The organism is uncultured Methanobrevibacter sp. (genome assembly GCF_937906425.1).
In the GTDB taxonomy this organism is placed as follows: Archaea; Methanobacteriota; Methanobacteria; order Methanobacteriales; family Methanobacteriaceae; genus Methanobrevibacter.
The window spans coordinates 1-11,887 of the sequence record NZ_CALCYR010000112.1 but is presented as its reverse complement, the minus strand read 5'-3'; the positions used below and the strand labels follow the sequence as shown (position 1 = coordinate 11,887).

8 protein-coding genes are annotated in these 11,887 nt (G+C 30.6%); 5 read left to right on the top strand and 3 right to left on the bottom strand.

Annotated features, from left to right (window positions below; all coding sequences use genetic code 11):
* Nucleotides 1–527: 527 nt before the first annotated feature.
* The 5 genes from Q0138_RS02970 to Q0138_RS02950 all read left to right on the top strand — a co-directional run bounded on the left by Q0138_RS02970 (nt 528) and on the right by Q0138_RS02950 (nt 9,817).
* The gene (locus tag Q0138_RS02970; protein ID WP_297980713.1) at nt 528–2,258 is read left to right on the top strand and encodes a Na+/H+ antiporter NhaC family protein; all 1,731 of its coding nucleotides are present in this window, start codon (nt 528–530) and stop codon (nt 2,256–2,258) included.
* A 360-nt stretch (nt 2,259–2,618) separates the two neighbouring features.
* Nucleotides 2,619–4,109 (top strand): sodium-dependent transporter, encoded by a 1,491-nt coding sequence (locus Q0138_RS02965; RefSeq protein ID WP_297980710.1) that lies wholly within the window; start codon nt 2,619–2,621, stop codon nt 4,107–4,109.
* A 330-nt stretch (nt 4,110–4,439) separates the two neighbouring features.
* Nucleotides 4,440–6,932: a hypothetical protein gene (locus Q0138_RS02960; protein ID WP_297980707.1), complete on the top strand. Its 2,493-nt coding sequence runs from the start codon at nt 4,440–4,442 to the stop codon at nt 6,930–6,932.
* A 182-nt stretch (nt 6,933–7,114) separates the two neighbouring features.
* A complete protein-coding gene (locus Q0138_RS02955) occupies nt 7,115–7,858 on the top strand; it encodes a hypothetical protein (RefSeq protein WP_297980704.1) in 744 nt (247 codons plus the stop codon).
* A 219-nt stretch (nt 7,859–8,077) separates the two neighbouring features.
* Complete coding sequence (locus Q0138_RS02950) at nt 8,078–9,817, top strand: thiamine pyrophosphate-binding protein (RefSeq protein ID WP_297980702.1); 1,740 nt, start codon at nt 8,078–8,080, stop codon at nt 9,815–9,817.
* A 2-nt stretch (nt 9,818–9,819) separates the two neighbouring features.
* On the opposite strand, the gene Q0138_RS02945 is transcribed toward Q0138_RS02950, so the two are convergent.
* The 3 genes from Q0138_RS02945 to Q0138_RS02935 all read right to left on the bottom strand — a co-directional run bounded on the left by Q0138_RS02945 (nt 9,820) and on the right by Q0138_RS02935 (nt 11,703).
* Entirely contained in the window at nt 9,820–10,197 is a 378-nt protein-coding gene (locus Q0138_RS02945) for a hypothetical protein (RefSeq protein ID WP_297980700.1), read from the bottom strand.
* Nucleotides 10,198–10,355: 158 nt separating this feature from the next.
* Nucleotides 10,356–11,030 carry a hypothetical protein gene (locus tag Q0138_RS02940; RefSeq protein ID WP_297980697.1) on the bottom strand — a complete coding sequence of 225 codons (675 nt, stop codon included), beginning with the start codon at nt 11,028–11,030 and terminating at the stop codon, nt 10,356–10,358.
* A 154-nt stretch (nt 11,031–11,184) separates the two neighbouring features.
* Nucleotides 11,185–11,703 (bottom strand): spore germination protein GerW family protein, encoded by a 519-nt coding sequence (locus tag Q0138_RS02935; RefSeq protein ID WP_297980694.1) that lies wholly within the window; start codon nt 11,701–11,703, stop codon nt 11,185–11,187.
* Nucleotides 11,704–11,887 lie beyond the last annotated feature (184 nt).

Below are 11,887 nucleotides of genomic sequence, written 5' to 3'. Positions count from 1 at the left end.
TATTTTTTTAATTTAAATAATATTTTAATTTTTTATTAAACCCTATTTTTTTAATAAATAATTTTTTAATTTTTTATTAAACAGTTTTGATAATTTATTAAGTTTATTTTAATTTTTTTCCAATAATGTCTAGTTTTTATTACTTTTTTAGCTTATTTTATTAATAAAAACTTTTTTTTATTCATTGATTGATTATCTTTTTATTTCTTTATTGGTTTATTATTTTTCTTTAATTTTTCATTATTCCTTTCTATGACTTTATTTTATATTATTAAACATTAACTTATTTTTCTTTAATCAATAAATTATTTAAATCCTTATTTTTAAGTAAACTTTATATACTAATTTTATTAAATATAATAACATAGTTAATTTTTTTATTAATTATTTTTTCTGTTTCGTTAAATAATTTTTAATTAATTTAATTTTTTCTGAACGATGTTTAATTAAATGAGTATTTTTATGAATTCTTATTTTATGATTTTTCTTATTCGTTCTATTTTATGTTTTTATTTTGAGGTGTGATGATGAATATGAATAGTAATGTTAAAACAGGATTAATTATAGCTATTTCTGTAATAGCTCTTTTTGTTTTATCCTTATTTATTACTCAAGCCCCAAGTGATGCGGATAACGCTACCCGTTTCGGAATTCTTACACTTTTGCCGCCTCTTGTTGCTATTGCATTAGCATTTATAACTAAAGAGACTATTTTGTCCTTGTTTATAGGGGTATTTGTAGGGGAATTCATGGTATGTGTAAATGATTTAAACATCATTAAGACTGCTATCAATGCATTTTTAGCTATGGGTGCTCAAGTTATCTCTTGTATGGCAGACCCATGGAATGCAGGTATTATTCTCCAGTGTTTACTTATTGGTGGTGTTATTCAGTTAATCACAAAGATGGGTGGAGCAAAAGCATTAGCTGACGCATTAGCTAAACGTGCTAATACTCCTAGAAAAGCTCAACTTATTACTGAATTCTTAGGATTATGTGTTTTCTTCGACGATTACGCTAATTCTTTAATTGTAGGTCCTATCATGAGACCTGTAATGGACAAACTTAAAGTTTCAAGAGAAAAATTAGCATTTGTTGTAGACGCAACTGCCGCTCCTGTAGCTGGTATTGCTATTATTTCCACTTGGATCGGTTTAGAAATTAGTTTAATTACTCAAGGTTTCGAATCCATTGGAATGAATGTAAGTGGATTTGGTATATTTTTACAAACCATTCCATTTAGATTCTATAACATTTTAATCTTGATTTTCATTCTCATTTCTGCTATTACATTATATGAATTTGGTCCAATGAAAAAGGCAGAACAAGCTGCTCGTGCTAGAAAGGAATCTGAACCTATTCAAGCTCTTGAAGCTCCTGGATTTGACGAAGTTCAACCTGTTGAAGGTATTAAATTAAGTGTTTGGAACGCTATCATTCCTATAGGCACATTGATTATCGGTGCTCTTATTGCATTCTACTGGAGCGGATACACTACCATTTTAGGTGGGGAAGATCAAGCTCTTATTACCTTAATGAAAACTGCTCCTTTATCATTCAGCGGTATTTTTGAAGCATTATCCGCTTCTGATGCATCCGTTGCTTTATTCCAAGCTGCATTGCTTGCTTCCATTGTAGGTATTCTCATGGCTGTATTCCAAAAAATCATGACCATTGAGGAAGCAATCAGTGAATGGGTAGGCGGTATGAAAACCATCGTTATTACTGGTGTAATCTTATTGCTCGCTTGGTCCTTAGGTGGAGTTATCGGTGATATTGGAACTGCTGATTATCTTGTAGGTGTTTTAAAAGGTGCATTGCCTGTATTTATTTTACCAACATTGATCTTTGTATTAGGTGCTTTGATTTCCTTTGCAACAGGAACATCCTATGGTACAATGAGTATCTTGATGCCATTGACAATTCCTCTTGCTTGGGCTGTAAACCCTGATATGGGATTCGTAATCGTATGTACAAGTGGTGTATTGACCGGTGCTATCTTTGGTGACCACTGTTCCCCAATTTCAGACACAACAATTCTGTCCTCTATGGGAACAAGCTGTGACCATATTGCCCACGTAAATACGCAAATTTACTATGCAATCTTTGTTGCTGTGATAGCTATCGTATTTGGTTATATTCCAGCAGGATTCGGTATTCAATGGTACATTTCAATCCCAATCGCTATTGTTGTAATGTACATTGGTCTTAGATTGCTTGGTGAAAAGGTTCCTTTTGAGGAAGTTGAACAAGCTTAAAATTAATCAATTTTTAATTTATATGAATTTAATTAATCCTTTGATTTGAATAATTCTTTTATTCAAACAGGGGATTTCTATTTTTATTTATTTTTTAAATTTTTTCTTTTGTTTGTTCATATTTTTTAAATTGCTTTACTTAACCTGCTTAAATATTTCAATTTTAAGAATTTTAATATTATTATATTTTTAAGAATTTTTATTATTTTTTAAGTATTTTTATTATTTTTTAAGTATTTTTATTAATTTTTAAGTATTTTTATTAATTTTTAAGAACTTTCATTGATTTTTATCAATTTTAAAGTTATATATCAATTATTTCATTTGTTTTATTTATTCATTTATTTATTTAGTGATATTATGGCTTCTAGTAAACGGTCTGAATGGAATAGTAATATAGCATTTGTTATGGCTATGATTGGTTCTGCTGTTGGTTTAGGAAATATTTGGCGTTTTCCAAATGTTTTGTACTCTAACGGTGGAGGATCATTCATGATTCCTTATATTGTTTCATTATTCCTTTTAGGTATTTCATTTGTTCTTGTGGAATATGCAGTCGGATATAAATTTAAGACTTCCCTTTCCAAGATTTTATATGCTGTTCATAAAAAGTTAGAGCCTGTGGCATGGTTTGTTCTGCTTGTGGTCTTTCTTATAACAACCTATTACATTTGTGTTGTTGCATGGGACTTTATTTATGTATTTTTAAGTTTTACAAAGGCATGGGGTTCCAATCCTGATTTGTTCTTTTCAGCTTCAGTATTGCAATCTTCAGACTCCATCAGCGGTTTATTTAATATAGTTCCAGGAGTTTTATTGTCTGTAATCATAATCTGGTTTATTTCTTGGTTTATTGTTCAAAAGGATTTAAATGATGGGATAGGTAAGGTAAGTCAAATCCTGCTGCCTTTGCTTTGTATAATTGTTGTACTTATTGTAATATTTGCATTAACATTGCCTGGTGCTAGTGTGGGTTACTCCCAGATTTTTAGACCTGACTGGTCGGCTTTAGGAAATCTGAATGTGTGGCTGGCTGCATTTGGTCAAATTGTCTTCTCCCTTAGTTTAGGTATGGCGATTGCTTTAACATATGCAAGCTATCTTCCAGAAGGTGCAAAATTAACTGACAATGCTTTGATAGTTGCATTTTCCAATTCAGGATTTGAGGTCTTCAATTCAATAGGAATATTTTCCATTCTTGGATTCATGTCCCTATCCAGCGGAATCCCATTCAATGATTTGGTTACAGAAGGTACCGGCTTGGCATTTGTTGTTTTCCCTAAGGTATTCAATATAATGGGAGATTGGTCCTATGTAATTGGCCCATTATTCTTCCTATGTATCTTATTTGCAGGAATAACTTCAATCATGGCATTGCTTGAGGGAGTCTGTTATTCCCTTTGTGAAAAATTTGACTTTTCAAGAAGGAAATCTGCTACAATTGTCTGTATTGTAGGTTTATGTGTTTCCACAATATTTGCCACAAGCCTTGGAAGTACTATTTTAGGAGTCTTTGATGCATTCTTAAACAATTTCGCACTGCTCTTTGCAATTTTGCTTGAATGTATAATATTCGGTTGGATCTATAAGTTTGACAATCTTATAGACACATTGAATAAGGATTCCTCAATCAAGGTAGGTAAACTTTGGAAATGGGTGATAAAATGCATTTTGCCAATATGTATTTTAGGTCTTTGGATTCAGGGAATCTACAGCACATTATCCACAGCTGACAGTCTAAGCATTGCTATAATGGCATGTCTGACGGTAGTATTGCTTGTGGTTCCATTTATTTTTACAAAATTACCTGCAAAAACAGATGAATTTTATGAAACACTTGAAGAAAAATAATTATTTTCCATTTTGAGAAAATTAGATTTTTCTTCTTTTCTTTTTTTTACTCTTTTTATGAGTTTTTGATATTTGTTTAAATTTTTTTATTAATTTTTTTTAATTTTAATTATTCTTTTTTTTTATTTTAAATTTTCATTATTCTTTTTTTTATTTTTAATTTTACTCATTATTTGGAGTTTTTTTTATTTTTTTTATTTCATCCTTTTTTAGTACTTTTCATTTGCTCTCTTTAATAAGTTTTTTAAATAATCAAGTTCTAATATATAATAATAAACTATTAAAAGTCTTTTAGTTTAATAATTTTAAATTTAATTGATGTGGTATTTGATGGCTGATGAAAAGATAAATAAGTGGAATGGTTCAACTAGCTTTTTAATTGCTATGATTGGTGCAATCATAGGTCTTTCCGGAATATGGAAGTTCTCTTATTTGATTTATGAAAATGGGGGAGGCAGCTTTTTCATTCCCTATATTCTAGCTATTGTAATTATGGCTATTCCCCTTTTGGTTTTAGAGTTTGGAATAGGATTCAAGTATAAGTCAAGTCTTCCTAAGATATTCTATAACATTAAATCCGAGTTTGAAATAGTGGCTTGGTTTATAGTCTTTCTAATATTTTTGGTTCTTATTTATTATGCCTGCATAATGTCTTGGGATCTTATCTACGTCATACTCAGTTTATTTAAGGGATGGGGCAGTAATCCAAGTGTTTTCTTTACAAATACCTTCTTGCACAGCAGTTCCAATGCATATGGCTTAACCTATTTGGTTGTTCCAATTGGAATAGGTCTCATTGTTATATGGGCCTTGATTTACCTAATCTCCCGCAGGGAAATCAATAAGGGTATTGGAATTCTCTCAAAAATAAGCGTAAGTTTAAGTTTTGTTCTTCTTATAGGTTTGCTTGTATTCTCATTGCAATTGCCGGGGTCCCGTACTGGTGTGATGGCTTTATTCAATCCTAATTGGGAATTTCTACTGGATGCCCATGTTTGGATTGCTGCATTCGGTCAGATAATATTCTCATATGGTTTGGCCTTTGGAATAGCCACTACCTACTCTTCCTATATTGCTGATGAATCTAAATTGATTGACAATGCATGGATTATTGTTTTAATCAGTTTAATCTTTGAAGTCCTTGTTTCGGTTTTAATATTTGCCATATTAGGGTTTATGGCTCTTGGTAAAAACATTCCAATCAGAAGTCTTGTAAGTGACGGTTTCTCATTGATATTCGTTGTTTTCCCTAATGTCTTTAATGTAATGGGTTCATGGGTTTATCTTATCGCACCTTTGTTCTTCCTATTGATATTTATAGGTGGCTTCAGTGCTTTGCTTGCTTTAATTGAGCCATTGTCCAAGGGGATTTGCGAAAAATTTGGATGGAGCAAAAACAAGACTCTAAGAACCTTGGTTTTATTAGGTCTTTTCTCATCATTCCTATTTGCAACAGGTATGGGAGAATATCTTTTAGCCATTGTCGATTCATTCATTAGCCAATTTGCAATTTTCCTATTTGTTTTAATCGAATTGCTTGTTATCGCTTGGGCATTTGACTTAGGGGATATAAAACGTATTTTAAATTCAAGTTCATTTATTAAATTGGACAAATCCTGGGAAATATTAATCAGATTTATCATTCCAATTATTATTTTAATCGTTTGGATTTTCGGAATTTATTCATTAATCATCTCTGGAGATAGGCAAAGCCTGCTTATTCAGTCTGTATTGGCATCACTTATGATTCTGGTTCCTTTGGCTTTAACCTTGATGCCTATAAAAGGCGATTTCTATCTTGATTTAGGTGAAAACAATTCCTATAATTACTTTAAGGACAATAAGAAAAAGGAATCCCAATCAAAATCAAGATCAACTAGGCATAATGATAAATTCAAGTCCAGGTCCAAGGACAATTTTGTGGACAAGACCATTGACGACTTTGCTGATAATCCTGCAGAAGAGGATAAAAAGGAATCCAAAATCGGATTTGCATCTAAATTAAATGGATTGAATGTTTTAAGAAATGTTGATTTATCCTCCGAGGAATTTGATTCTCCCTATGAGGATGATTATGATGAGTATCATGGTGAAAATTCCTATAACAGTGACAGAATCATTTTCGAGGATGAGGAATTTGAAGAGGATTCAACTAAAAATTCCAAGGCAAGCAAGTCCCTATTTGATAAAATCAATCTATTCAACAAGGATAAGGGAGATGCGGATAATTCAGACAATCTCGATTTGGATGGCCTTGAATTGAAGGGCAATTCCAAGGATTATGGTTATGGTGAGGATGATGATTATATTGCTCCAATAGCTTCAGAGAAGGATTCTCCTAAACAGCACAAATTCAGAAGTTCAAGGGATTTGGATGGTTTTGAAGACTTGGAAGACTTGTCTTCAGCCGATTCTCCTAAACCTAAAAGGAAAAAATCTAAAAAGTCCAGTTCCAAAGTTGAGGATTCAAAGGATAAAAAACCTAAATCTAAAAAATCCAAATCTAAAAAGTCTAAAAAAGAAAAAGAAGAAGTAGAAATAGAATACGATGACTTCACAGATGACTTTTTCGATGATGGAATTTTCGGTGATGAAGGTTATGAGTCATTGTTGGATGATTATGTTCCTCCTACTAAAAAGGAGTCTAAATCTAAGTCTCGTCCTAAAAAGGGCACTGGAATGAAATATGATTATGAATTGGAAAGAGAAGAAAAAGGTAAATCTTCTCCTAAATCTCTTAAAAGAAAATCAGATGATGAAGAAGAAAAATATTATGATTTTGAAGGAAAAGGAGCAGATTCTGTTTTCAATCTCGACGATTAGTATTTTTCTCTTTTTATTTTTAATCCCTTTTCACTATTTTTTTCATTTTGCTTATTTTGATTATTATTTTTTATAATTTTTGTCAAAATTCTATTATTTTTTATACTTTTTTTACTATTTTTTTATAATAGTTTATAAAAGATAAAAACATAATTATAATTATCTTAGAAAGGTGAATTTTTATGGATAAAAAAACAGCGATTTTGGCAGTAGTTGTATTTTGTTTACTGTGTGTAGGTTCCTATATGATTTTTGATCCTGCTAAAAATCTTAGCTATCATGAGATTAATTTAACTAATTCCTGTTCTGCTAGTGTTCCAGTAACTGATAAAAATTCTACTTATGTCGATAATTTAAACATTAATTATTATGAGGATTATGAGAACAATCTTAATATAACTGCTTTTAATAATGAGTCTATTGAAACTGCTTCCCAAGGTCTGCTTCGATTCAATAACATTAAGGATGAAGTTTTGGGAGATGAAAAAATGACTGAAGGCAATTTCACATATTATAAGAATGCTAAAACTGGAGATTATGCCATTTTTATTGAAGATAGAAAGTCACATAACTTTATCTTAATATCTTCTGAAGATTTGACTATATTGAATAAGGTTTATAATAGTTTAAAGGCCACAATTGTTGTAGACGATTCTAGTTTGGAAACAGGATACAGCAATTCCTATGATTCCGGTAATTCTTATAGTTCAAACAGTTATTCAGGTTCCGGCAATTCCTATAGTTCAAACAGCTATTCAAGTTCAGGCAGTTCCTACAGTTCAGGTAGTTCATATGATTCTGGCAGTTCCTACAGTTCTGGAAATTCTTATGATTCCAGTAGTTCTTATGATTCCGGTAGTTCTTATGATTCCGGTAGTTCTTATGATTCTGGCAGTTCCTACAGTTCTGGATCAAGTACCTATTAGTCATTATTATTCTAAACTATTTTTAAGAATTGTTTTTTAGAGATTTTGTCTAAACCTTAATTTTTAAATTATTTTTCTTATTTTATTTTATTTATTTTCATTATTAATTTCTTTATTAATTCCATTGTTAATTTCATTATTAATTTTCATTGTTAATTTCTTCATTGATTTTCATTATTTATTTTCAATTTATTTTTATTTTACTTAAAAGTCGATATTATGAATACTGCAGAGATACTAATCAAAATGCTTGAAGCAGATGGTGTTGAATATATTTTCGGACATCCTGGAGAACAGGTTCTTCCTTTTTATAAGGTTTTAAAGGATTCTTCCATAAAACATATTTTAACAAGGCATGAACAGGCTGCAGTGCATGCTGCAGATGCATATGCTCGTTCTTTAGGGGTCTATGGTTTATCTATTGCAACTGCTGGTCCCGGTGCAATGAATATGGTTATGGGAGTTTCAACAGCATTCAAGGACTCTGTTCCACTTCTTGTAATAACTGGAGACAATGATTTCGATGCAGATTCTGAAACTTTTCAGTCATTTCCAATAAATGAGGTCTTTAAGCCAATAAGTCTAAAGTCCTATCACCCGGACTCATTAAGACAGGCCGTTTCTGATTTAAGGGAAGCTTTGCATATTCTTAATAATTATCCTAAAGGTCCTGTTCATATTAATCTGTCAAAAAATGTTCTTTTGGAAGAATTGGATGATGGGATTTCAGTTTCCAATCTTTTGGAAAGTTTAAGTTCAGAGGATTTAGACAATAATATGTCTGATGATAATGTTTTTGATAATGGCAATCTTTCTTTTGAAAATGGCTTTTCAGTTAAATTTGATGATTTTTATGAAACTTCATCAGACTATGTAGATGCCAATATTGATTTGATTGTAAATAAATTACACAATGCAGAAAAACCATTGCTGCTTGTAGGAAATGGTGTAGTTTGGGGTAAAGCTATTGAAAAATTAAAGGCTTTTGTAAGTAAAACACACATCCCAATTGTTACCACATATCACTCTAAAGGAATATTGGATGAGGGTGATAATTTCAACCTTGGAATTGTAGGTCTTCGCGGAGCTCCAATTTCAGATTATGCCTATTTGAATTCTGACTGCATTCTTGTTTTAGGTGCAAGATTGTCTGAGAGAACAATTGCAGTTTCAAACTTTGATGAAATCAGGGAAAAGATGATTCATGTGAATATTGACAGAACCTGCCTTAAGGGCAAAATCAATATTTGCAATGATGTCTCAGTTTTGCTGGATTTGCTTTTGGATGATTCCATTTTTGAATTTGATAATTATTCAGTTGGGCAAAATGACCTGTGGCTGGATGAGATATATTCCCATGATGATGAGGTTTTCATAGATGGGATTTCTGAGGAAAGGGAAAATTATGAATCATTAAGGCCGCCTTATGCAATAAATAAAATAGTTGATAAATTTATGGGATCCTATTTTTTATCTGATGCCGGAACCCATACAACTTGGACCACATTGCTTTGCAGAAATGATAAATTTGGCAAATTGCTCTTTTCAGGTGGTTTTGGACCTATGGGTTATGGATTGTCCGCTTCCATTGGAGTGGCCATTGCACATCCCGACAGCAATATTGTTGTTATTTGCGGAGATGGGGATATTCAAATGGTCATTCAGGAATTGGCAACCATTAAGGAATATGGCTTGAATGTTTCCATTTTTGTTATAAACAATTCCCAATTAGGAATTATTCGGCAGTGGGAAGAGACAATTTATGACTTTGAAAAGTATGAGGTTGATTTGAATAATCCTGACTTTAATAAATTGGCTGAAGCATATGGCATTGATTCTATGGAAGTCAATTCAAAAGAAGAGCTTTTGGAAGCTATTGATAATGCTTTTAATTCTAGTCATGCCTTTTTAGCGGATGTTCATGTTCTTGAGGAGAATATTCCTCTTGCTAAAAAATAGTTTTATAATTGTCCCCGATTTTTCAATTCCTTTCTGAATTCCTTAAGAATTCCAGGTTTGTGAAGCATTACAAAATCGTGGTGTTCATTATGTATTTCCTTAAGGTGTAACTTTTCGCTGTCCCCGTCTTTAAATTTAATTATATAAGCTATTGGATTCATGAGAACACTTGAAACCTTTGTTTCTATTTTTGACTTCTTTTCTCCTTTTATAAAGTCAATTGTTCTGTTTAGATATGATTTTTTTGGATTTGGATTGAGTGAAACAATTTCTGCTCTAAATACGAAATATATTTCCTCATTTTCACTTAATTTTATAGATTCGCTGAAAACTGTTTTTCTTATATATTCGAATCTATTTAAAATTGCTTCTCCATCCATTTTAATCATCTTTTAGGGTTTTAATTTTTGTATTTTTGAGTTTTTTTATTTTTTTTAGGGTTTTAATTTTTTAATTTTGAGTTTTTTATTTTTTTAGGGTTTATAATTTTTATAATCTTTAGTTTTTTATTTTTTTCACTTTTTTCAAATTAAATATTTTAATTTGCTGTTTCGCTTTTTTTGTCTTCTTCTCTTTTTATTAATATGGTATGGTCTTTCCTATATGCTCTAAAGTCTTTAATCAATTTTCTAATCTCTTCTTTAGTTAAAAGAGCTATTGCAGCAATGATTAAACTTAAAAGATTGATTTTGGCTTCAAGATTTATGTCAATGTCAATTTTCTCTTCTGTAAAAATAGGTTTTACAATGAACTGGCTTGGTTCGGAAATTGTATTTACAATTGCACCTACAGACCAAATCCAGCTTGCAATCTTAATTGTTTTCATATGGTCATTAAGGCCAAGTTCCATATTTCCATGGATTTTTCTAATGTCTATGGATTTTAACAGTTTCTTTAAAAAGACCTTAATTTCCTGTTTTGACTCTTTCAAATCCTTGATAAGTGGTTTTATTTCATAATATTTTTCTTTTAAACCTTTATCTTCTTCATTCTCATCTTCTTCTTCATCTTCATCCTCCAATTCATCTTCTTCCTTTTTATCTAGATTATTTCTTTTAAATATAGGTATTTTTAAAAAAGAGACTTTAAATTCGTATTGGAGACTAGCTTCGATTTTCTTAAGGTTTAAAGAAAGAACTATTCCATTATAAAGCAGGATTAAAATTATGATAATTAAGGCGAAAATTATTGTTAAAATTAGTAATAAGTTCATTTTATCGCCTTTAATTAATTTATCATAAATTTGGTGGATTTTTGTTTCCCTACAGTTTATTATATTCGCTGTATTTTTTATTTTTCTTTGTTTAGTTTGTTTTGTTATTTTTTTTATTTTTGTTTATGTTTTTGTTTGTTTAGTTTGTTTGTTTTTATTCGTCATCAGTGGCTTGTTTAACTTCTTCTGCATCGGATTTTATTTCTTCAGCTGTTTCCACAATGTCTTCTACAGCTTCGCTAACATCCTCTGCAGCATTTTCATAAATTTCTCCGTCTTGGATATTTACATCATCTACATTGATGTATTCCTCTCCATTAGGCATTACTGTTGGTATAAACTCTTTTATAATATCTGTAATAATTAATCCAATATCATTAAGGGCTTTGTTTACTTCAGTTCCACCAGTTAAGTTTAATATTCTAATTCCTTCAATTCCACTAAGTCCTTTGGTTATTACAACCATGGAAACAGGTTCAACACTTGCACCTGCACCAGATCCTGTGATTACACGTTCACTTGTACTTTCTCCAATTCCAAAACCTACTCCTGCTTTTGAAACAGGGATTAATATTTTGTCTTCAGTTTCAATAGGGTTTCCAATGTAATTATTTACATTTACAAGTTTTGCTAATTCTTCAACTGTTGTTTTAATTGGTTTTTCATCCACCATATAATCATTTCCTTGATTTTTGTTTATTTTAAAATTTAATTGGTATAAGATTATACAATTTATATAATTGTTTATATGTTGTTATATATTTATATTTTATTTTATTATTTTATTTTAAATTAGTTTTTTAATTAGTTTTTTAATTAGTTTTTTAATTAGTTTTTTAATTAGTTTTTTAATTAGT

Coding starts and splice junctions, on each gene's coding strand:
- Q0138_RS02970 (WP_297980713.1), top strand. CDS start 528: ATGAATATGAATAGTAATGTTAAAACAGGATTAATTATAGCTATTTCT.
- Q0138_RS02965 (WP_297980710.1), top strand. CDS start 2,619: ATGGCTTCTAGTAAACGGTCTGAATGGAATAGTAATATAGCATTTGTT.
- Q0138_RS02960 (WP_297980707.1), top strand. CDS start 4,440: ATGGCTGATGAAAAGATAAATAAGTGGAATGGTTCAACTAGCTTTTTA.
- Q0138_RS02955 (WP_297980704.1), top strand. CDS start 7,115: ATGGATAAAAAAACAGCGATTTTGGCAGTAGTTGTATTTTGTTTACTG.
- Q0138_RS02950 (WP_297980702.1), top strand. CDS start 8,078: ATGAATACTGCAGAGATACTAATCAAAATGCTTGAAGCAGATGGTGTT.
- Q0138_RS02945 (WP_297980700.1), bottom strand. CDS start 10,197: ATGGATGGAGAAGCAATTTTAAATAGATTCGAATATATAAGAAAAACA.
- Q0138_RS02940 (WP_297980697.1), bottom strand. CDS start 11,030: ATGAACTTATTACTAATTTTAACAATAATTTTCGCCTTAATTATCATA.
- Q0138_RS02935 (WP_297980694.1), bottom strand. CDS start 11,703: ATGGTGGATGAAAAACCAATTAAAACAACAGTTGAAGAATTAGCAAAA.